This window comes from Ferroacidibacillus organovorans (assembly GCF_001516615.1).
Lineage (GTDB): Bacteria > Bacillota > Bacilli > Alicyclobacillales > SLC66 > Ferroacidibacillus > Ferroacidibacillus ferrooxidans_B.
The window spans coordinates 1-21092 of the sequence record NZ_LPVJ01000007.1 but is presented as its reverse complement, the minus strand read 5'-3'; the positions used below and the strand labels follow the sequence as shown (position 1 = coordinate 21092).

The 21092-nt window shown below is 54.0% G+C and carries 20 protein-coding genes and 1 pseudogene; all 21 read right to left on the bottom strand.

Annotation, left to right across the window (positions count from 1 at the left end; translation table 11 throughout):
- Nucleotides 1-93: 93 nt before the first annotated feature.
- Nucleotides 94-495: a VOC family protein gene (locus ATW55_RS02615; RefSeq protein WP_067711922.1), complete on the bottom strand. Its 402-nt coding sequence runs from the start codon at nucleotides 493-495 to the stop codon at nucleotides 94-96.
- Nucleotides 492-1265 (bottom strand): phosphosulfolactate synthase, encoded by a 774-nt coding sequence (locus ATW55_RS02610; RefSeq protein WP_153004992.1) that lies wholly within the window; start codon nucleotides 1263-1265, stop codon nucleotides 492-494. Before ATW55_RS02610 ends, ATW55_RS02615 begins: the two co-directional genes overlap by 4 nt.
- A 5-nt stretch (nucleotides 1266-1270) precedes the next feature.
- On the bottom strand, nucleotides 1271-1963 hold the full coding sequence (locus ATW55_RS02605; protein ID WP_067711914.1) for a 2-phosphosulfolactate phosphatase: 693 nt from the start codon (nucleotides 1961-1963) through the stop codon (nucleotides 1271-1273).
- Nucleotides 1964-2093: 130 nt separating this feature from the next.
- Nucleotides 2094-2336: a YlzJ-like family protein gene (locus tag ATW55_RS02600; RefSeq protein ID WP_067711911.1), complete on the bottom strand. Its 243-nt coding sequence runs from the start codon at nucleotides 2334-2336 to the stop codon at nucleotides 2094-2096.
- Nucleotides 2333-3064: a ClpP family protease gene (locus ATW55_RS02595; RefSeq protein WP_067712027.1), complete on the bottom strand. Its 732-nt coding sequence runs from the start codon at nucleotides 3062-3064 to the stop codon at nucleotides 2333-2335. Before ATW55_RS02595 ends, ATW55_RS02600 begins: the two co-directional genes overlap by 4 nt.
- 196 nt (nucleotides 3065-3260) lie before the next feature.
- Entirely contained in the window at nucleotides 3261-4931 is a 1671-nt protein-coding gene (locus ATW55_RS02590) for a ribonuclease J (protein ID WP_067712023.1), read from the bottom strand.
- A gap of 265 nt (nucleotides 4932-5196) precedes the next feature.
- Complete coding sequence (gene dapA, locus ATW55_RS02585) at nucleotides 5197-6084, bottom strand: 4-hydroxy-tetrahydrodipicolinate synthase (RefSeq protein ID WP_235586966.1); 888 nt, start codon at nucleotides 6082-6084, stop codon at nucleotides 5197-5199.
- A 1-nt stretch (nucleotide 6085) separates the two neighbouring features.
- Complete coding sequence (gene dapG, locus ATW55_RS02580) at nucleotides 6086-7309, bottom strand: aspartate kinase (protein WP_067711908.1); 1224 nt, start codon at nucleotides 7307-7309, stop codon at nucleotides 6086-6088.
- On the bottom strand, nucleotides 7306-8349 hold the full coding sequence (locus ATW55_RS02575; RefSeq protein ID WP_067711905.1) for an aspartate-semialdehyde dehydrogenase: 1044 nt from the start codon (nucleotides 8347-8349) through the stop codon (nucleotides 7306-7308). The genes dapG and ATW55_RS02575 overlap by 4 nt, the downstream gene beginning before the upstream one ends.
- 26 nt (nucleotides 8350-8375) lie before the next feature.
- The gene (locus ATW55_RS02570) at nucleotides 8376-8975 is read right to left on the bottom strand and encodes a dipicolinate synthase subunit B (RefSeq protein ID WP_067712015.1); all 600 of its coding nucleotides are present in this window, start codon (nucleotides 8973-8975) and stop codon (nucleotides 8376-8378) included.
- Nucleotides 8976-8979: 4 nt separating this feature from the next.
- Complete coding sequence (gene dpsA / locus ATW55_RS02565; protein WP_067711901.1) at nucleotides 8980-9873, bottom strand: dipicolinate synthase subunit DpsA; 894 nt, start codon at nucleotides 9871-9873, stop codon at nucleotides 8980-8982.
- Between the two features lie 116 nt (nucleotides 9874-9989).
- Nucleotides 9990-10430, bottom strand: coding sequence for a deoxyuridine 5'-triphosphate nucleotidohydrolase (locus ATW55_RS02560; protein ID WP_067711898.1), 441 nt, complete (start codon nucleotides 10428-10430; stop codon nucleotides 9990-9992).
- Nucleotides 10427-11683, bottom strand: coding sequence for a M16 family metallopeptidase (locus tag ATW55_RS02555; RefSeq protein WP_067711893.1), 1257 nt, complete (start codon nucleotides 11681-11683; stop codon nucleotides 10427-10429). Before ATW55_RS02555 ends, ATW55_RS02560 begins: the two co-directional genes overlap by 4 nt.
- A gap of 80 nt (nucleotides 11684-11763) precedes the next feature.
- Nucleotides 11764-12747, bottom strand: a complete 984-nt coding sequence (locus tag ATW55_RS02550; protein WP_067711891.1) for a polysaccharide deacetylase family protein — start codon at nucleotides 12745-12747, stop codon at nucleotides 11764-11766.
- A gap of 134 nt (nucleotides 12748-12881) precedes the next feature.
- On the bottom strand, nucleotides 12882-15095 hold the full coding sequence (locus ATW55_RS02545) for a polyribonucleotide nucleotidyltransferase (RefSeq protein WP_082685482.1): 2214 nt from the start codon (nucleotides 15093-15095) through the stop codon (nucleotides 12882-12884).
- Between the two features lie 95 nt (nucleotides 15096-15190).
- On the bottom strand, nucleotides 15191-15460 hold the full coding sequence (gene rpsO, locus ATW55_RS02540) for a 30S ribosomal protein S15 (protein WP_067562816.1): 270 nt from the start codon (nucleotides 15458-15460) through the stop codon (nucleotides 15191-15193).
- A 115-nt stretch (nucleotides 15461-15575) separates the two neighbouring features.
- Entirely contained in the window at nucleotides 15576-16532 is a 957-nt protein-coding gene (ribF, locus tag ATW55_RS02535; protein WP_067711888.1) for a riboflavin biosynthesis protein RibF, read from the bottom strand.
- Nucleotides 16533-16535: 3 nt separating this feature from the next.
- Complete coding sequence (gene truB / locus ATW55_RS02530; protein ID WP_067711886.1) at nucleotides 16536-17462, bottom strand: tRNA pseudouridine(55) synthase TruB; 927 nt, start codon at nucleotides 17460-17462, stop codon at nucleotides 16536-16538.
- Nucleotides 17459-18451, bottom strand: coding sequence for a DHH family phosphoesterase (locus ATW55_RS02525; protein WP_067711884.1), 993 nt, complete (start codon nucleotides 18449-18451; stop codon nucleotides 17459-17461). The genes truB and ATW55_RS02525 overlap by 4 nt, the downstream gene beginning before the upstream one ends.
- Nucleotides 18444-18827, bottom strand: a complete 384-nt coding sequence (gene rbfA, locus ATW55_RS02520) for a 30S ribosome-binding factor RbfA (RefSeq protein WP_067711881.1) — start codon at nucleotides 18825-18827, stop codon at nucleotides 18444-18446. The genes ATW55_RS02525 and rbfA overlap by 8 nt, the downstream gene beginning before the upstream one ends.
- A 39-nt stretch (nucleotides 18828-18866) precedes the next feature.
- Nucleotides 18867-21092: pseudogene (gene infB, locus ATW55_RS15640) on the bottom strand (translation initiation factor IF-2); the annotation flags it as partial.

Sequence of the window (21092 nt, the reverse complement as noted above, 5' to 3'; positions counted from 1 at the left end):
CGCGGAAGAGGTATGAAAATCCTGCCCAATTCGTCTAGAATTGCCCTTTGCCCAAGAAGACTGCCCCAAAATAATGAAAACACACGTCGCGCATCAATACATCATGCGTTCATCGTAATAATATTTAAATTCCAGTAGATTGTTGGCCGGATCGATCAAAAAAAAGGTGAGATGTTCCTCAACCCGTCCTGCAAACCGTGTCATCGGCTCCTGGAAAAACGGTACATTTCTTTGATGTGCAAGCTTGAGCAGATTGTCGTACTGCACCTTCTCGCGAAATGTCACGCCAAAATGACGCGGGTACATTTTAGGGCTTTGTTCGACACGGTCAGGGTCGAGATGGCACACGACTTGATCGCCAAAAAAATCAAGTGTGATGCGGTCCGCATAGCGGCGCGCCAATTTGCAGCCAAGTTTTGTCACATAAAAATCGTACGTCTCATCCAAGTCTTTGCAAGGAATGGCAAGATGAAACACGTTCTGACTGTCTCTCACGCGTCATTCTCCTCAAAAAGCATCAATGTGTCGGACCGTAGTCCCATGCGAAGTGTCTCAAGCGGGATCGGATCGTGAACTGAGATATTCGCCAAATTCACTTCTGGACCCAACCGCGAGATAAAATACGTCTGCAGCGTTTTGTTCGGTGCCTCGTAGACCATGCGTCGCGGGTCCACTGCGTCAAAAATTTCTTCCATCAACCCAAACCGCAACTCACCGTCAGGGCGAACGATGCCAGCCGTTCCCGTTTCTCGCGCTTCCGTGATCACCTTCCACGCACCCGCTTCCAGATCCTCATGAATGTATTCAATCCATTTGGCCGGGCGCAGATTGATCGACTTTTCCGTATCCTTATAACCAACTTCCGAAAAAACGCGAAATTGCTGTGCAAATTCGCGTATCCACGATGCTTTATCCCGATTGGAAAGCCCGACCGTCCCATTGGATATTTCCACATAGCGACAGCCAACAGATTGACAAAGCGAATGGTAGTCATCCAATTGGCGCTGCATATAATATTTTTCAAAAAGTGTTCCGCCGAAGAAAAAATCAATCTGATGTTCACGCAGCGCATGTAATTTAACTTCTAGATCACGCGTGACAAGCGAGGTTCCCCAGCCAAATTTTACGAAGTCTATCAAATGCCCCATGCTCTGCATGACATCTTGAAAATACTGGGTAGGCACACCATTGTCAATGACGATCGTGAGGCCGTCCTCGCGCGGTTTGGCGCTTCGCGCCGGTAGCCTGAGCAATGTTTCGTAGATCACGGTCATACATCCACCCTTTCGACGATGGGAATCTCTGATCGCTGCGTGACGCGCATGACAAACGAGCAAGAGATCTCACGCGCGCACCAGTCGATATCTTCTGCATCAAATTCCGGTCGAGCCGGATCAAAAAATTTCTGGGCCACATCAGATGCGCGAATGCGCGCCGCCACGGCCTCAGCAGAAAACGACTGCCTTTCTGTCAGAATTGACTCCATGTACTCAGCGCACGCGAGATCATCATCGCTCGTGGCATGTGAAGCGATCAATCGAACGAGCGGGCGCTTCAACTTCTTCTCGATCGTTTGGACGAACAGAGCCGTTTGTCTCGCATTGCTAAATCCTGTGACAAAAACATGCTCTGCAAAAAGCGCCTGTACGGCCGCCTTGACCCCGTTTGTCGTCATCTGGATGATGCTCTTTCCAGCAACATCGGCTTTAGCCATGCGCGCCGGAGAGTTGTCAAGATCAAACCCCGGGACGGCAAGTCCATCGATCTCACCTGCCAAAAGGCTGTCTGTCCACACCTCGCGAAGGGCGAATGCCTGTTCTTTATCGCGCGCAAGCACAATTTCGCTCGCTCCACCCATAAACGCCACCTGAGCCACTGTAAATGCCCTGATCACATCGATGACGACATGAACACCAGCGTCCGGCGCAAAAGGTCCGCTCCCTTGTACGATCTCAATGCGCATGCATTCCCAACTTTCTTGCAGGAAATATCTTGCTGTTAGTATGGATGGATCATAGCGACTGTATCTTAAAGTCATCTTGAAACATGAGAAATCCCTCGCAAAAAAAGCGAAGGACCTCTTGAACTGTGCGTTATATTCCAGTTGTCGTCTGCGTGACTTCTGTGGCAATCACGCTCCCCGGCTGCCACTCTGCCTTTAGATAGTCTGCAGCATTTGGTGAAATCAAGCGATGAATCTTTGCCGAACCCGGCCCAAGCGGCTCAACCAACATCGTGACACCTTTGTGCGAAATGCTAGTCAGCGGCTTTACATGTTGCGCAGCGCCAAATCCTTCATACACCTCTTCTGCAGAGACGATAGACCACAGAATCATTGGGTCATCTCCACCCCTACGCGCATGCCTCGATACTCGCCGATCAACTGCCGAAGCTTTGCCATCGCCAGTCCAAGTCCGCCGATTTCATTGATCAATCCATACTGCACTGCGTCAGGCCCGACAACCGTAGTCCCGATGTCGCGCGCGAGTTCCCCTGTGCGAAGCATCAGGTCCCGCAGTGTCCCCTCTGTAATACGGGAGTGGGTCGTGATAAATCGAGTCACGCGCTCCTGCATTTTTTCTAAGTACTCAAAGCTCTGGGGGACACCGATTACCAAACCGTTCAAGCGTATCGGGTGAATGGTCATGGTCGCCGTTTCAGCAATAAAAGAGTAGTCACTCGCCACCGCGATCGGCACACCAATGGAGTGTCCGCCTCCGAGTACGAGGGTGACTTTTGGCTTTGAGAGAGACGAGATCATTTCGGCAATCGCAAGTCCTGCCTCCACATCGCCGCCCACAGTGTTCAAAATAATGAGCACACCCTCAATTCGTTCACTCTGTTCTGCCGCCACCAACTGCGGAATGATATGTTCATATTTCGTCGTTTTGTTCTGCGGAGGGAGCACCATGTGTCCTTCCACCTGACCGACAATCGTCAGACAGTAAATATTGGACTCATCTGATACAGGGTTGGTCTGACCCAAACGTTCGATGTTATCCGCAACCGTCCCATCCTTCAGTGGCGAATCGCCGTTCGGATGTTCTGAAAAATCCGGTTCCATAGGGTGTGGCGGTGTTTCTTGGTACACGTCGGCTCACTCCTCACAAATATCCGTCACCATCTGCGCGAGCTTTTCTGCGCGATCTCTATGTAGTATGGCTCGAATAAAAGGCGCTATCCTGTCACGCCAAACCAAACCCACCCAAAAAAAAGAGGATCTGCGCGAGATCCTCTCTTTTTCGTCCACCAAAAGACGCCTAGACTTCCATAATAATCGGCAACACCATCGGTCGCCGCCGCGTCTGCTCGTAAAGAAAACGCGTCAGTGCATCGCGCACACCCATTTTCAAACCTGACCAGTCACTCACGCGGTCCGTCATCAATCGCTGAAGCGTCGCTGCGACCAACCGATTCGCCTCATCAAGCAGCTCTTCCGACTCCCGGACATAGACAAAACCGCGGGAAATGATATCGGGGCCCGACAACAGTTGTCCCGTCTGCTTCGACATGGTCAAAACAACGACGAGAATTCCGTCTTGAGACAAAAGCTTCCGATCACGCAACACGATGTTCCCGACATCCCCCACGCCAAGCCCGTCGATCAGAATCGCGCCTGCCGTCACCTTGCCGCTCACACGTGGCGCACCATCCTGGATCTCGAACACATCGCCCAATTCGAGCATAAAAATTTGATCCGGGTCAACGCCCGTTGCCACTGCCAATTCTGCGTGCTTTCTGAGCATCCGAAACTCTCCGTGAACAGGGACGAAATACTTTGGCCGAATAAAATTGAGCATCAACTTGAGTTCTTCCTGACTGCCGTGACCAGACACATGAACTCCAGATCCAGGTTGATAAATCACATCCGCACCAATGCGCTGAAGCAAATCGATCGTCCTTGAAATCGACTTCTCGTTTCCCGGGATGGGTGATGAAGCGATAATCACCGTATCTCCAGAATAAATCTCAACCTTGCGATGCGTCGCGCGCGCCATCCTGGTAAGCGCGGACATCGGCTCACCCTGCGAACCTGTCGTCAAAAGCGCAACCTCGTGTGTCTCATAGCGCGACAACTCTTCGAGCTCAATCAAAGTGTCCGGCTCAACCTCTAGGTATCCCAAATCTTTTGCCACAGTGACGTTGTTCACCATGCTGCGCCCGACAATCGCCACTTTCCGACCATTGCGCTCCGCCGCGCGGATGACCTGCTGCACGCGGTGGATGTTTGACGCAAACGTCGCGAGAATGACGCGTCCTGGCGCCGATTGAAACACGCGCTCTATCGTTGCGCCGACGCTTCGCTCAGAAGGCGTGAACCCTGGGCGTTCTGCGTTCGTGCTGTCTGAAAGCAGCGCGAGTACGCCTCGTTCACCAAGTGCCGTCATTTTTGCGTAATCCGCGTGAATCCCATCGACTGGTGTTTGGTCAAATTTAAAGTCACCCGTCTGAACGACGACACCTTCTGGCGTGTCAATGGCAAAACCAACCGAATCCGGAATGCTGTGATTCACGCGAAAGCAGGACACCTTGAAGTTTCCAAGCGTCACTTCACTCTCATTGGTAATCGGGATCAACTTGGATTGATCAAGGATACCGTGTTCGCGCAGTTTCCCCTCAATGAGGCCAAGCGTCAGGCGCGTGGCGTAAACGGGCACCTGCAGGCTTTTAAGCACATAAGGCAATCCGCCAATGTGGTCTTCATGGCCGTGTGTGATAAAAATGCCGCGCAAGCGTTGCTTGTTATCTGTCAAATAGGAAATATCCGGAATGACAATGTCAATCCCTAGCATCTCCTCATCTGGAAACTTAAGACCCGCATCGACGACGATCATGTCATTCCCATACGAATATGCGGTCATGTTTTTGCCAATCTCGCCAATTCCGCCGAGCGGAACGATCGATAATTTGTTTGAATAATTTTTGCTCAACTGTGCACCTCCAAAAAGTAAAACCATGAGCGCTTACGAATGAGCCCTATCGCTCCCATACGTCATTCGCCACATGCAGTGCGTGAGATGGCGAGGCGAGCGTATCCGTCCATGCAATGTTGAATTAAAGACAGGCGCACACCCACCATCCTCGTCCATATTCATTCTCCGCAAAGCTACCGTTCCGTTCATGGTGATTTGATTATACATGACAAAGGCGAGCGCTCACAACTCGCGCTCGCCAATCTTTGTCTCAATTAAAAAATTAATGAAACGAGGGCAAAGAAACAACCATGGAAAGCTGCCTGCGCAGCTCTGTTCGCTGCACTGGCGTAAGATCGACCAAAGGAAGGCGGACGCCGCCGACGGTGAGTCCAAGCATTGCGAGCGCTGATTTGACAGGCGCCGGACTCGGCGAGCGGAACAGCTCTTCAAAAAGCGGCAAAAGTGCGTGATGTTGTTCGCGCGCCTGCTTTAGATCACCTTCAAAAAAAGCGTCGACCAGGCGCGCCATGCGCGCGCCTACAACATGCGATGCGACACTGACAACGCCGTGACCGCCAAGCGCAAGGATCGGGAGTGTCATTTTGTCATCGCCGCTGTACATGATGAAATCGTCATCCGTGCCTTCAAGGATGCGGGACACCTGTGTGAGATCCCCGCTCGATTCCTTGATGCCGACGATGTTTGGAACCGTTGACAGGCGGATGACCGTCTGTGGATCGATATTGACACCCGTTCGCGATGGAATATTGTAAAGGATGACCGGCTTATCTGTTGCCGCAGCAAGCGCCTCAAAATGTCGATAGAGCCCTTCTTGCGAGGGCTTGTTGTAATAAGGCGCCACAAAAAGAAAGCCATGTACGCCGAGCGCGTCAACCTCTCTTGTCAGTTCGATGGATGCCTGTGTGCTGTTGAGTCCCGTTCCCGCAATCACTGGAACGCGACCGCGTGCAAGCCTGACAGACGCTTCAAACAGGGCGAGTTTCTCATCATGTGTAAGAACAGGCGACTCTCCCGTCGTGCCCGAAACGACCAGTGCCGTCGTGCCAGTCTCGATCAGATGGTCGATTAAGGTTTGTAAGCGCGACAAATCGAGTTCAAGCCGCTCATTAAACGGCGTCACCATCGCGGTCAGTACGCGTCCAAACACGTCAGACCCCTCCTTGTGTGTGCAAATCAAATTGATCGTGAATCGCGCGGACGGCCTCTGCAACATCTTTTTCGTGGACGAGGCACCAAATGGTTGTATTGGAGTCGGCCGATTGAAGAATTTCGATCCCCCGCTCGGTAAGCGCCATGACAATGCGCGCCATCACCCCTGGCACCCCGTGGATGCCCGCGCCGACAGCGGCCACTTTAGCCACATTGCGAACCGCTTCTACTGTCAGTCCCAGCTCATGAAGTCTTGTGATCGCTCGATCCTCGTGAGTGAGTGGCACCGTGAACGTCACTTCGCTCGGCGTCACATTAAAAAAGTCCAGCGAGATGCCTTCTGCTGCCATCGCCTGAAACGCATCCCTCTGAAACCAGGTTTTCCCTGTTTCAGAACGCACTTTTAATTGTGTCACGCGTGCGCTGTGCGTGACTCCCGTGAGAATGCGGTCCTGTGCAGGCCTTGCCTCAAGCGGACGCGATGCGCTCGTCACAAGCGTTCCCTCGTCCTTTGAACCTGTCGCACGCACGCGAATCGGAATGTTTTTTTGCATCGCGAGTTCAACCGCCCGCGGGTGTATGACCTTTGCGCCCTGATACGCAAAATTACAGATCTCCGTGTATGTCACGTGTGTCAGCCGCGCCGCACCGTCGACCAGCCGTGGATCAGCCGTCATGATGCCTTCCACATCTGTAAAGATGTCGATCACTTCTGCATCAAGCGCCACACCGAGCGCCGTGGCCGTCGTGTCGCTGCCTCCACGTCCGAGCGTCGTGATCTCGCCTTCTTCAGTCACACCTTGAAACCCTGTCACGACAACGACACGTCCAGCGCGAAGCTCTGAAAGGATACGCGAAGGGTCGATCTTTGCGATGCGCGCATTGCCAAAATCAGATGATGTAACAATTCCCGCCTGTCCACCCGTCAGCACGGCACACTCCATGCCGCGGGTGCGCAGCATCGCGCCAAATATGACGGCAGATAGGGTTTCCCCACACGACATCAAGAGGTCGCGATCGCGCATGGTGATCTGATCGTCTTGATGAATCAGGCTAAGCAGCGTATCCGTCGCATAAGGCTCGCCTGCGCGCCCCATTGCCGAGACGACGACGACGACGCTGTACCCTGCGCGCAAAGCGTCTTCAATGTGTTCGATCGCCTGAATGCGCATCGCGCGATCAGAGACCGACGTTCCGCCAAACTTTTGTACGAGAATCCTCACGCTGTAATGCCCTCCTGACGCAGCCACAACTCCGCGATCTGAACCGCGTTATAAGCGGCTCCTTTGAGGATGTTATCCGATACAATCCACAGGTTCAGCCCATTTTCTGCATAGAGATCGCGCCGGATGCGACCGACAAACACATCAAAATGCCCCGCCGCGAAATACGGTTGCGGGTACTCTTGACGAGTTGGATCATCCTGCAGTGTGACGCCTTTTGCGTCGCGCAAAAGCGTGCGAACGTCATCCACGACAAAAGGCAGCTCTGTCTCGATATAGACCGCTTCCGAATGGCCATAGACAACGGGAACCCGCACCGCCGTCGGCGTGACTGCGATCGATTCGTCCCCGAGAATCTTGTGCGTCTCGCGCACCATCTTCATCTCTTCTTTGGTAAATCCGTTCTCTTCAAAGACATCAATCTGCGGAATCACATTGAAGCCAAGAGGATAGTGGTTCTTGAGTTTCGCCACAGGCAGCAGCGACGGTTCTGGCGCGCGACCGTCAAGTATGGCGCGCGATGTCTCCCGCAATTCCTCAATCGCGCGCTCCCCCGCGCCCGATGCCGCCTGGTACGTCGACACAACGATTCGGCGAATGTGATAGCGCCGATGCAGTGGCGCCAGCGCGACAACCATCTGGATGGTGGAGCAGTTTGGGTTTGCGATGATTCCTTGATGGGTAGAAAACGCGTCAGCGTTCACTTCAGGAACAATCAGTGGGACGCTTTTATCCATGCGGTACGCACTCGTGTTGTCAATCACAAGCGCACCGCGCGCGACGGCTTCTTTTGCAAAGCGCAGGGAAATATCTCCACCTGCGCTAAACAGCGCCACATCGATATCCGCAAAGGACTCAGGCGTCGCCTCCTCCACTGTGTATGGCACGCCTTGAATGTGAACCACCTGCCCCGCAGACCGCGCAGACGCCAGCAATTTCAGCGTTGTGAATGGAAATTTCCGGCGCAATAGCGTCTCGATCATCGCTTTTCCAACCGCACCTGTCGCACCCAAAATAGCCACGCGCACTGGTCGACTCATTGCCAATCCCCCTAAACTTCGCGCGCCTAACGAGGCGCGCGGAATCTCTCGATCAATACAGGCTGCAGTTGCTTTTTTTCTAGCGCAGCCTCGACGGTTTCTTGAAGCAAGTTCATTTGCGCCACGAGACTGTTTATTTTTCTCACGGGGTCATCCTGGCCGTACGGGACAAAAAAAATGTTTTTTGTCGTCATGAGTCGCGCGATATTCAGCGCATTCAGGCCAAGCCCGTCATTCGTCGAGATGGCCAGGACGACCGGGCGATCGTTTCTAAGCGTCGATTTTGCCGCCATCAGCACAGCCGAATCCGTTTGCGCATTGGCAAACCGACTGAGCGTTGAGCCCGTGCACGGCGCGATCACCAATGCGTCGAGTCGCTTGCTGGGTCCGAGCGGCTCCGCTTGCGGAATCGTAGAGATCCCGGTCTCACCCGTGAGTTCTTCGATCCTTTTTGCCCAAACACCTGCTTCGCCAAAACGTGTGCCAGTGTTTATAACCGTCTGTGAAAAAATCGGCACAACGGAAACGCCAGCATTTATGAAACGCTCAATTTCTGGGAATACTTCTTCATACGTGCAGTGAGATCCTGTGATGGCAAATCCGATCGTTTTGCCGCGAAGTTCCACTTCTTCATCCCCCAATGGTCGAAGACGCCTCTTGCACCATGCGCACCATGGTCTGTGCGATGATACGTCCCGCCGTTTTTGGAGCGACGATTCCTGGTAAACTCGGCGCTAACATCGCCTTGATGCCGCGTTTCTCGGCAAATCGAAAATCGGTGCCACCGGGGGCCGACGCAATGTCAATGATGACACACGAACGCGCCGCACGCGCGAGAATGTCTGACGTGAGAATCATGGCCGGGATTGTATTGAACACAACGTCCGTCGACGCGATGGCGTCTCCGAGATGGTCGAGCGAAGCGGCGTTAAGCCCCATCTCGCGAATGCGCGCCAGATCGCTTGGCTTGCGCGCGCACACAGTGACATTAGCCCCCATACCTGAAAGCACGCGTGCCAGGGTCATCCCGCAACGTCCCAGGCCAAGCACGGTGCAAACCGATCCGTGAAGGGTGATCTCTGTGTGCTCCATCGCCATCGCAATGGCGCCTTCCGCAGTAGGGATGGAGTTTAAAATCGCCACTTCATCCAGTTCCATCAGGCGCACCAAGGACAAGCCGTGCCTTTTGGCGAGAGCGCCAAAGCGCGGACGCGCAATCCCTGTAAAGAGTTGCGTGTTTTTGTCAATCATCGCAAAGTGATCCTCCGTCATCACGATCGGCTGGTCTGCAAACTGTGCAGGCACGCGGCCCTCATCATCAATGCCCGCCACGGGAAAAACGATCACGTCTGCGTCTTTTAAAACCTCTTCAGAAAACGCGACCTTTGCGCTGTCGGGAAACGAAATGTCTGCTTTTTCAAATCCGACCATAACAGTCGAAGCGTCTAATTCACTCACACAGCGCGCCACTTCGATCATCCGCGCATCTCCTCCGAGAAACGCAAACTTGACACCCGTAAGCATGCCAGAGACCCCTTTCCCCATTTTACGACACCCGAGTCGAATTACAAGGCGATGTTTTCGCGAGCTACCTCGCGCTCGCTGACAGTCATCCTATGTCAGTCGCCCGCCATCGGTGATCAAAGGGTGGAGCCAAAGCCGCCGACGCGCTTTTGTGTCTTTGGCGAGTCGTCATCCGTCAGCAAAAACGCTGTAAAGACACCCTGTGCAATGCGCTCTTTGCGCGCGATCCGAATATCTTTTTCACCAAAGTGAAGAAGAGGAATCATGATATGCCCATGGTTACTGGGATTGTCTGCGTAATCTGCGTCGATGACGCCAACCCCGTTTGCAAGAAAAAGACCATAACGAATCGCGAGACTGCTGCGCGCGTACAGCGCGAGAAACTCCCCTGCCCGCATGCGCGCGCGCACGCCAGTCGGCACAAGTGTCACGCGCGCAGGCGCAAGCGTGACGTCATGAAGTGCGCACAGATCATATCCCGCAGAATCCGGCGTCTGCCGCACAGGAAGCTCAAGATCACTCACATCGATACCATCAATCCACTCGAATCGCCTCATTGCAGCTCACCTGCTGCAAAAAGTGTTTCAAGGCCTGGCGCGCCAACGGCAGCGATTGCCCGCGTGCCCGAAAAGATGGTTTGCGCGATGCGGGCAATGTCCTCACGTGTCACACTCATCATCTCATCAATCGCTTCTTCGACCTCAATGGTTCGCTGCAAGAGCAATTCGTTCTTGCCGATCCTGCTCATCCGACTCGACGTGCTTTCAAGACTTAAAAGAAGGGAGCCGCGCAATTGGTCTTTGGACTTTTGCATCTCACTCTCCGTCACGCCGTCGTGCAACAAGGATGCGATCAGATGATCCATGCGCGCAAGGACCTCTTTCGCCTGATCTTGCGCCGTACCAAAAGCGAGGACAAAAAGACCAGTGTCGCGAAACGCGCTGTGATAAGAAAAGACATTATAGGCAAGCCCGCGCTCTTCGCGAATGTCCTGAAACAATCGGGAGCTCGAACTCGCTCCGAGAATATTATTTAAAACAACAAGCGCCTGCGCATCTTTGTGATTGTAGTGAATTCCCTCATATGCCACACAAACATGAACCTGTTCGATGCTTTTGGGTAGATACACACTCTTTGGCGTGTATTGTGGCGGCCGCCTTAAAGGCGGTTGCTGCGCGCTGCCCTTCGCTTGTGAAAAAGACGCTTCAATCCACGTAAGCATCTCGTGTGGGTCAAAATGGCCGCAAACGGAAATCACCATTCGATCCGGTGTGTACGCGTTTGCCGCATACTCAATAAGGACTTTACGATCGAGGCGTTCCAGGCTCTCTTCCGTGCCGAGAATATTCGCCCCGAGCATATCGCGATCAAACGCTGTTTCCAAGATCAGATCGTGTACAGCCTCTTCAGGATTGTCTTCATACATTTTGATTTCTTCTAAAACAACGCGCTTTTCGCGCTCAAGTTCATCCGCCGCAAATTCGCTTTCAAATAACATCTCCGAAAGCGTGTCAAGCAAGCGCTTTGCGTGTTCATCAAGCACCTTTGCGTGATAGCAGGTATACTCTTTTGTGGTATATGCGTTGACATGTCCTCCGAGGCTGTCTAAAACCTCCGCCAATTCGCGCGCGTTATGCCGCGCAGTCCCTTTAAAGTACATGTGCTCAAGAAGGTGTGAAACCCCCGACCATTCACTCGGTTCATCGCGCGAACCGTTGGCAACGTAGACGCCGATGCTCACGGAGCGAACGTGGCTAAGCGGTTCCAGCAAAACTCGTATTCCGTTTTTCAAACCGTGGTATTGAAGCAAGAGCGGTCTCCCTTCTCAGGCGCGTATCATGTTCCCCATGATACCAGACCGCGTCTCAACCCTACAAGCGAATTCAGCCTTTAGGCACGAGCGCCCGCCACGGCTTCTCCGTAAGTCTTTGGGATTGGGCGAGTCGGACTGATGATGGATGAAACTGTGACAAGCTGATAACCTGCAGACTGCAATTGCTCAATCATCCTCGGCAGTGCGGCCACAGTGTTTGCTGTCGGATGCATAAGAACGAGCGCTCCTGGCTCGCGGTGATCGACGATGCGATGCAGGATGACTGAAACAGAAGGCTTTCGCCAGTCGATTGTGTCAAGCGTCCAGAGGATCGTGTGCATGCCAAGTCCTGCCGCCGCACGCACCACAAGCGCATTCACATCGCCGGCAGGTGGCGCGAAGAGAGCAGGCTTTACCCCGCCCGCCCGCTCGATCACGGCGTTTGTGCGCGTGATTTGCTCAATCATTTTTACGCGTGAAAGCTTTGTCATCATCGGATGGTTGTACGCGTGGTTTCCTACCTCCATCCCTGCCTGCAAGACCATCTTCACAGCCTGTGGATTTTTTTTCGCAAAAGATCCGTCAAAGAAAAACGTCGCCTTCGCGTGATGCGCCATTAGAATCTTCAGCATCGAAGGCAGATACTCTCCCCCCCACGCCACATTGATCATCAGTGCCATTTGTCGCTTCTGCGGATTTGCTCGATAGATCGGTTCCGCCACGAGAGAGAATGTGGATACAGCGGGCGCAATTTGTTCAAAAAAGAGCGGAGACGCACTTTTATTCTGTAAATTTTGGTGCGACAGACTCTTTTTAATGTCGAGTTTGACTCCGTTTAGCGCAGGAATCAATCCCCAATATTTCACGACGTGCGCATTGACTGGAGCTTTATCATATCGCGCTGCGAGTGTCTTTAACTCTGACGCGTACGACGCGCCAGAGATGGCAGAGAGAACAGGCCAATCTGTCGGCTTTGTCAATGGGTTGCCAAATACGCGAAGTGTGCCATATACCGCTACTACACACACGACAAAAAAGAACACAGCGCGCAGATTGCGCATACACTCATCCCCCACGAAACGCTTTGGGACATGTCTATGCAGCGCCTTTCAAGAGTAGACAAAAAGGCGGGCATCTTTGCTCGCCTTTTTCATGATTCATGAACCTTGTTTCCCCGCGCTTCGCCTGTGTGACGTTAAGGACGGCGCGCTGGACGCGCATCCCCGCCTCGCTCCGCCGAGCGAACTTCACCGCTGCGACCGTTTGAAGGCCGTCCCCCAGATGACCGTGAGCCACCCGACGGCCTGTCCCCGCCACTTGGGCGCGGAGCAATTTCGGCAACCGGGATTCCCATATCCTTGAGAACCTCGCGTTGGCTGAGATTGATTCGTCCCTGCGAGTCAATCTCCGTGACCTTGACCCTGAGCGGATCGCCAACCTTTACAAACTCCTCAGGCGACGCCACGCGTTCTGCCCCAAGCTGCGAGACGTGGACAAGCCCTTCTTTACCAGGCAAGATCTCGACAAACGCGCCGTATTTTTCAACGCGCATCACCTTGCCTTCATAGGTCTCCCCTACCATGACATCCCGCACGATGCCTTCAATAAGGGCGCGAGCGCGCTCTCCAGAACCTGCGTCAGGCGTCGAGATAAAAACCCGACCGTCCTGTTCAATATCGATTTTCACACCCGTGTCCTCAATGATTTTGTTGATGACACGACCGCCGGGACCGATCACTTCGCGAATCTTGTCAGGATTGATTTTCATGGAGATGATTCGCGGCGCATACTTAGACAGTTCTACGCGGGGCGCTTCGATCGCAGCGCGCATCTCATGAAGAATATGCATTCGCCCCTCGTTTGCGTGGGCAAGCGCCGTTTCAAGAATCGCGCGATCGATCCCGCCAATCTTGATGTCCATCTGCAGTGCAGTGACACCTGCAGCTGTTCCCGCAACTTTGAAATCCATATCCCCGAGATGGTCTTCCATTCCCTGAATATCTGTAAGAATGGCGACCTTGTCCCCTTCTTTAACAAGGCCCATCGCGACCCCGGCAACAGGCGCCTTGATCGGCACACCTGCATCCATGAGCGCAAGAATCGATCCGCAGATACTCGCCTGTGAACTGGAGCCGTTTGACTCAAGCACTTCTGAAACAAGCCGGATCGTATAAGGAAAGGTTTCGGCGTCAGGTATCACTGGCTCAAGCGCCCGTTCCCCGAGTGCACCGTGTCCGATGTCGCGGCGGCTTGGCGGACGCAGCGGGCGCGCCTCACCCGTTGAAAACGGCGGGAAATTGTAGTGATGCATAAAGCGCTTGCTCTCTTCTGGGCTTATGCCATCAAGGATCTGAACATCCCCAAGCGCACCAAGCGTACAGACTGAAAGCGCCTGCGTTTGCCCGCGCGTAAACAGTCCCGAACCGTGTGTGCGCGGTAAAACACCGACCTCTACGCTGATCGGACGAATTTCTTTTAACGAACGCCCGTCCGGACGAATGCCATCCGTAACGATCGCCGTACGCACGAGATCCTTGACAACATCGTGCAGAATTTCGCCGATCTCGCCTGCCCGCTCCGGATACTGTTCAAGAAGCGCCTCTTGTGTTTCTTGCATGACACGCTCAATCGCCTCGGCGCGAGCGTGTTTTTCCGTCGTATAAATCGCTTCGCGCATCGGTTCATCGGCAAACGCCGCAACAGCCATCTTCAAGCCCTCGTCAATCTGGTGGAGCCTTACTTCCATCTTGGGAACGCCCGCTTCTGCCACGAATCCGTCTAGAAAGGAAACAATTTCTTTTATCGCCTCGTGACCGAATAGAATCGCTTCAAGCATTCCTTCTTCCGGGATTTCTTTCGCCCCGGCTTCCACCATCATGATCGCATCGCGCGTTCCCGCCACCACGAGGTGAAGATCGCTGATCGCTGCCTGCGCCTCCGTCGGGTTAATCACAAACTCACCGTTTACGCGCCCGACGATCACGCCTGCAATAAGGTTTGGAAACGGGATATTGGAGACGCCAAGCGCGGCCGATACACCGATCATGCCGGCAATCTCCGGTGCGCAATCCTGATCAACCGACTGAACGAGCACAACGACTTGAACGTCATTGCGAAAGCCCTCGGGAAACAGCGGGCGAATGGGACGGTCGATCAGTCGACTCGCCAAAATCGCTTTTTCGCTTGGGCGACCCTCACGTTTGATAAATCCGCCAGGAATTTTTCCAACGGCGTAAAGACGCTCCTCATAATTGACCGTCAGAGGAAAGAAATCGAGATCTTTTGCATCTTTTGACGCCGTTACTGTCGCCAAAACCACCGTGTCACCATACTGGACACGAACGGCGCCGTTGGCCTGTTTGGCAAGCCTTCCCGTCTCGACCGCAAGCGTACGGCCGCCCACCATCATCTCTCGCTGGTAAACCACCTGGATTCCTCCTTTCACTACCTTTTCAATCGCTGATATGTAAAGCAGGAGCGGGAATTTCCCGCTCCTTAAAAAACCTATTTGCGAAGCCCCAGGCGCGTAATCAACGCGCGGTATCGATTGATATCGTGCTCCCGCAAGTATTTGAGAAGATGTGCGCGCTTGTACACCATCTTAAAAAGACCGCGCCTGCTATGGTGATCTTTTTTGTGAATGCGGAAGTGCTCATTCAATTCGTTGATGCGCTCAGTAAGCAACGCTACCTGTACCTCTGGTGAACCTGTATCGTTTTCATGCACGGCAAACGCTTCAATCAATTCTGCCTTACGCTCTTGTTGCAAAGCCAACGGAAATCCTCCTCTAATTTAAAAGCTCGCATCCGGCAAAGTGTGCGGCGGAGAGGCGCACCACCGAGCCGACAGACGCGTTAACCTATATGCCATTATGGCACAACAGAGTGAATTATACACGAGTTAACCCATCCAGTAAAGCGCGCGCACTGCGCACGTCTTCTCGCAATTGATCTTTAAGCGCGTCAAATGTCGAAAAGCGTTGCTCCTCGCGCAAATAATGGACGAAAAGAACATCCATCGTCTTGTCATAGAGGTCAACCGACTCATCGATGAGGTGAACCTCAAACGAAAGTTCTCCCTCAGAAGAGACGGTCGGGCGAACGCCGATATTCATCACCCCGCGGTAGCGCTTTTGATCAATCTCAGCGTAAACAGCGTAGACACCGATTTTTGGCACGACAAACGGCTCGCTGAGCGCGAGATTGGCGGTAGGAAACCCGATCGTGCGGCCGCGCCCTGCCCCGTGGATGACCTCTCCGCGAATGCGGTATGCGCGACCCAAGAGATGCGCCGCGTCCGCAGGTCGCCCTTCAGCTAAAGCGATGCGCGTAAGGGTGCTGCTGACGAGCAGTCCATCCTGATCAATCGGCTGAATGATGTCCATCGTCACGCCGTGTCTGTCAGCAATCCGCCCAAGATCAGCAACCCCGTTCGCCCCGTTTTTCCCCAGGCGAAAATCATACCCAACAACGAGATGAGATACGCCAAGCGCCAGCAAGTAATCCTCAAAAAATGCATCTGCCGGCTGACTGCGAAAGCGTGCATCAAAATGTGCGACAAATGTTTCTTTCACGCCTAGTGTCTGCGCAATTCGCGCGCGTTCACCAGGTGGCGTCAGAAGGCGTGCGTATTGCTCATCCCCTTGCAACACATAGCGCGGATGTGGCGTAAAGGTAAACATGCAAGGCGTTAATTCACGCTCGCGTGAAATGTCTACCACTTTTTTCAGAATTTCCTGGTGCGCCACGTGAAGCCCGTCAAACTTACCGATGGCAATGGCGCGCGAAACGCCATATTCAGGCGCGGGCGGACGGGCAAGATAGCGATAATTGCAGTGGTGATCCACGACTTACTCAACCTCCTGCTGCGCGAGAACCTTGTGTGCCGTAAGACGCCACACGTCCCCATCTTTTTCATGAGCACGATAAAGCGCGACGAGTTCACTGCAGACGCGGATGCCAACGATGCATTCGTCCTGAAAGATGACACCTTGATCCGCGACAAAAGCGTCCGCCAGAAAAAGAGGCGCCCCGTGAACGATGGTCTGTAGCGCATTTTTCGCGACAGTAAGCTTTTGCAGTGCTGGCACAGCATCCTCGGCTGAACGAACAAGATCTGTCAACCCGTTTTCTAACTCATCAAAACTGTGTGCATCGTCTAACGTAAAGGGACCGCTCTTTGTTCGCGTCAGTTCAAACATGTGCGCAGGAACGCCAAGCTTTACACCAAGATCATTGCAAAGTGTCCGCACATAGGTTCCTTTCCCACAGCGCAGCGAAAAATTCACAAGAATCGCATCCGCGCGTCGCGTGATCCCATGGAGCATGATTTCGTGAATGACTGTCTCACGGGCCTCAAGAACAACGGTATGCCCAGCGCGCGCCAACTCATGCGCGCGCCGACCGGCAACGTGCACAGCGGAGTAAATCGGTGGAGTCTGCGACGTCACCCCAAGAAAGGAATCGAGCGCATCACGAATTTCTTCATCGCTAAGGTGTGACGCGTCAGCAACTTCTAAAACGCGCCCCGTGTGATCTTGTGTATCTGTCGAAAAACCAAGCCACGCTGTGGCAAGATACGCTTTCTCACTCTCCATGACATACTCAGAAAGACGTGTAGCCGATCCCAGCAAGATCGGCAATACGCCAGTCACGTTGGGGTCGAGTGTCCCTGTATGCCCGGCCTTGCGTGCGTGAAGAATACGCTTTACGCGCGTCACCGCTTGTTGTGATGTCATCCCCAAAGGTTTGTTCAAAACAAAAACGCCGTGCGTCATACGTGCGCATCCGCCTCGGCCACTGCGGCGCGCACCATTTTTAAAACGCGCGTGATCGCATCCGTCAGCGGCCCTGGGACTTGACAGCCTGCGGCGCGGACGTGTCCGCCTCCCGAAAAGGCGAGCGCGATCGCAGCCACGTCCACCCGATCGCGCGAGCGAAGCGACACTTTTACATCCCCGTTTGCACGCTCACGAAATAGCAATCCAACCTCAACGCCAGAAAGCGAACGCGTGTACGGAAGAAGCACTTCTGCCTCCCCCTCATCGGCGCCTGACTTTGCAATCATATCTTGCGTGACCGATACATAAGCGATTCTCCCGTTTTCATCCACCTCAAGCGTGGCGAGTCCCAGCCGAACGAGTTCTACCTGTTCACGCGTGAGTGCCTCAAGGACGCGATCCGCCACCATGAAAGGCTGAAATCCGCGAGATAGAAGGTCAGCCGCCACCTGATGAATCTCGGGTGTCGTATTATTATAGCGAAATCCGCCCGTATCAAACACAATCCCTGTATAGATACAAAGCGCCATGTCGCGCGAAATCGGGACATCTGCGCGCCGCAACATGCGATAAAGCACAAGGCAGGTCGCCGACGCTTGCGGATCGACGAGATTTACGTCGCCAAATCCGCAGTTTGTCTCGTGGTGATCAATGTTCAAAAGCGTGCCTGTCTGCGATTTTTTGTGGAGCGTCTCGCCCATTCGCCGCTGATCTGCGCAGTCGACCGCGAGTATCTGATTGAATGTGCCTGTCAAATCACCTGTACGAACGAACCGTTCCGCGCCGGGCAAAAAAGCATACCGATTAGGAATCGGGTCGTCATTTGCGAGGGTGACCGCTCGCCCCACCTGATCACACATCAGCGCCATCGCAAGCGCAGCGCCAATCGCATCGCCGTCTGGACTGATGTGACAAACGATCAAAAGAGGATCGCGCGGTCCGGTGATCTGTTCATACATCTTCAAATCATCGTCGTCTCTATCCATCGCTTTTCGCTCCCGCTCCTCCGCTTTCTGGCGAGGAATCCTTTGCAATCGAACGCAACACGTTTCCAATGCGCTCTCCATAATCGATTGATTCATCGAGAATAAAATGAAGCTCTGGAACCGTGCGCAAACGGATGCGGTGCGCAACTTCCGTGCGCAAAAAACCAGCGGCGCGCGCAAGCGTTGTGAGCGATGTTTCCCGCTCCTCTTTTGTCCCCATCACGCTCACGTAGACCTTTGCGTGTGCCATGTCATTGGACAGTTCAACGCCGGTCACCGTGAGAAAACCGATGCGCGGATCCTTGATCTCGCTGCGGATCACTTCACTGATCTCGCGCTGGATCTGAATCGCTATTCGTTCAACACGAATTTTCATGTACTCACCTACTTCGCCACGACATCTGTCTGCACAACCTTAGTCGACCTTTACAACTTCCATCTTGTATGCCTCAACGATGTCGCCTTCTTTGATGTCGTTGAAGCGCTCAAATGTGAGACCGCACTCATATCCGAATGAGACCTCGCGAGCGTCATCTTTAAAACGTTTTAGTGAATCCAACCGTCCATCGTGAATGACAACGCCGCCGCGAATCAGACGCGCCTGACTATCGCGAACAAGCTTGCCTTCAAGAACCATCGCACCTGCGATGTTGCCGACCTTTGAGACCTTGAAAACTTGGCGAATCTCGGCGCGTCCGAGGACAACCTCTTTGTAAACCGGATCGAGCATACCCTTTAGGGCTGCTTCAATCTCTTCGATCAGATTATAGATCACGCGGTACAGGCGGACGTCTACTTTTTCTGATTCTGCCATGCGCTGGGCATTCGGCTCTGGGCGTACGTTAAAGCCTATTACAATCGCATTGGATGCAGAGGCGAGAAGAACATCCGATTCCGTGATCGCGCCGACCCCCGTGTGAATCACGCGGATGCGCACGCCGCTCACATCAATCTTTTGCAGCGCGCCAAGAACTGCCTCAGACGATCCGTGCACGTCTGCCTTCAGAATCAGGTTGAGATCTTTTACTTCGCCCTCCTGAATCTGCTTATAGAGATCATCCAGTGTAACGCGCGATGTTGCGCCGAGTTCTTCCGCGCGCTGTCGACCCGCGCGCCGCTCTGCAACCTGCCGCGCCTGTCGCTCATCATCATAGACAACAAACGGATCTCCGGCGCTTGGCACATCGCCAAGACCGATAATCTCAACCGGAGTAGACGGGTACGCTTCCTTGACGCGGCGTCCGCGATCATTGACCATCGCCCGCACTTTTCCATACGTATTCCCGGCGACAACCACATCACCCACGCGCAGCTACCCGTTTGCACAAGAATGGTTGCCACAGGTCCGCGACCTTTGTCAAGCTGTGCCTCAATGACAGATCCGCGTGCGCGGCTGGATAAACTCGCCTTGAGATCAGCCACTTCCGCGACGAGGAGGATCATTTCAAGCAGCGTGTCGATCCCCTCACGCTTGAGCGCCGAAACCGGCACGAAGATGGTATCGCCGCCCCACTCTTCAGCGACAAGTCCGTGTTCCGTCAGCTCTTGTTTGACGCGATCCGGATTGGCGCCCGGTTTATCCATCTTGTTGACCGCCACGATAATCGGCACATTGGCCGCCTTCGCGTGGTTGATCGCCTCGATCGTCTGTGGCATCACACCGTCATCCGCAGCGACGACAAGCACCGTGATATCGGTGATCTGCGCGCCACGCGCCCGCATCGTGGTAAAAGCCTCGTGACCAGGCGTATCGAGAAAGGTAATCTTTTTGTGGTTGATTTCAACTTGGTATGCCCCGATGTGCTGCGTGATTCCACCCGCCTCAGACGCCGTGACATTGGTCTCGCGAATCGAGTCAAGCAGTGTCGTTTTTCCGTGATCGACGTGACCCATGATCGTGACAATCGGCGCGCGGTGCTCAAGCGTCTCCGCGTCAACTTCTTCATGGAGCATCTCTTCCGCTTCAATATCGCGCGGTGCCGACACTTCCACTTCAGTCCCAAACTCATTGCCGACAAGCACCATCGTGTCTGTGTCAATTTCTTGGTTAATCGTGACGAGCACGCCCAAAAACAGAAGCTTTTTGATCACTTCAGACGCCTCACGCCGGAGCATATGGGCAAATTCACTCACCGTCATTGGTCCATCGACCTTGATGGTGCGCGGGCCTTCAAACACACGCGTCACCTGCTCCGCGCGCCCTTTGCGACCGCGGGGGGGTTGAATCTTGCGCGCGTTTTCGCGGCGATCAGATGACGCGTTTCGGCTGCTTTGGTTGCGATCGCCACCGCGTTTGCGAGAAGCGTTGTTCTGTCCCCCGCGATCCGAACTAATCGGTGAACCCGCGGCAGCGCCGCCAAACGGCCTTCCTCCACGCGAGTCGTTTCGACCTGCCGGTTTGCGGTCTGGACCAAACCCAGACCGCAAAGCGTCAGAAGAGCGCGCAGGACGATCTCCAAACGAGCGGTTGCCACCCTGTGCCGCTCCGCCAGAGCGCGCTCCTCCGCCGGCATAGCCCCCTGTTCTCTCCCCTTGTGGGCGGTTGCCGTACGGACGATCCCCTTGTGGACGGTCTCCCTGCGGGCGGTTGCCGTACGGACGATCCCCTTGCGGGCGATCTCCCTGCCGGGCGGTTGCCGTA

What these genes read in the sequence shown, in the direction of transcription:
- ATW55_RS02525 (WP_067711884.1), bottom strand. Translation starts at nt 18,451, where the DNA reads ATGGATAGAGACGACGATGATTTGAAGATGTATGAACAGATCACCGGA.
- ATW55_RS02600 (WP_067711911.1), bottom strand. Translation starts at nt 2,336, where the DNA reads ATGATTCTGTGGTCTATCGTCTCTGCAGAAGAGGTGTATGAAGGATTT.
- ATW55_RS02550 (WP_067711891.1), bottom strand. Translation starts at nt 12,747, where the DNA reads ATGCGCAATCTGCGCGCTGTGTTCTTTTTTGTCGTGTGTGTAGTAGCG.
- dpsA (WP_067711901.1), bottom strand. Translation starts at nt 9,873, where the DNA reads ATGCTTACGGGTGTCAAGTTTGCGTTTCTCGGAGGAGATGCGCGGATG.
- ATW55_RS02595 (WP_067712027.1), bottom strand. Translation starts at nt 3,064, where the DNA reads ATGGAACCGGATTTTTCAGAACATCCGAACGGCGATTCGCCACTGAAG.
- ATW55_RS02605 (WP_067711914.1), bottom strand. Translation starts at nt 1,963, where the DNA reads ATGCGCATTGAGATCGTACAAGGGAGCGGACCTTTTGCGCCGGACGCT.
- ATW55_RS02560 (WP_067711898.1), bottom strand. Translation starts at nt 10,430, where the DNA reads ATGAGGCGATTCGAGTGGATTGATGGTATCGATGTGAGTGATCTTGAG.
- truB (WP_067711886.1), bottom strand. Translation starts at nt 17,462, where the DNA reads ATGACGCACGGCGTTTTTGTTTTGAACAAACCTTTGGGGATGACATCA.
- rbfA (WP_067711881.1), bottom strand. Translation starts at nt 18,827, where the DNA reads ATGAAAATTCGTGTTGAACGAATAGCGATTCAGATCCAGCGCGAGATC.
- ATW55_RS02575 (WP_067711905.1), bottom strand. Translation starts at nt 8,349, where the DNA reads ATGAGTCGACCAGTGCGCGTGGCTATTTTGGGTGCGACAGGTGCGGTT.
- ATW55_RS02545 (WP_082685482.1), bottom strand. Translation starts at nt 15,095, where the DNA reads ATGATGGTGGGCGGCCGTACGCTTGCGGTCGAGACGGGAAGGCTTGCC.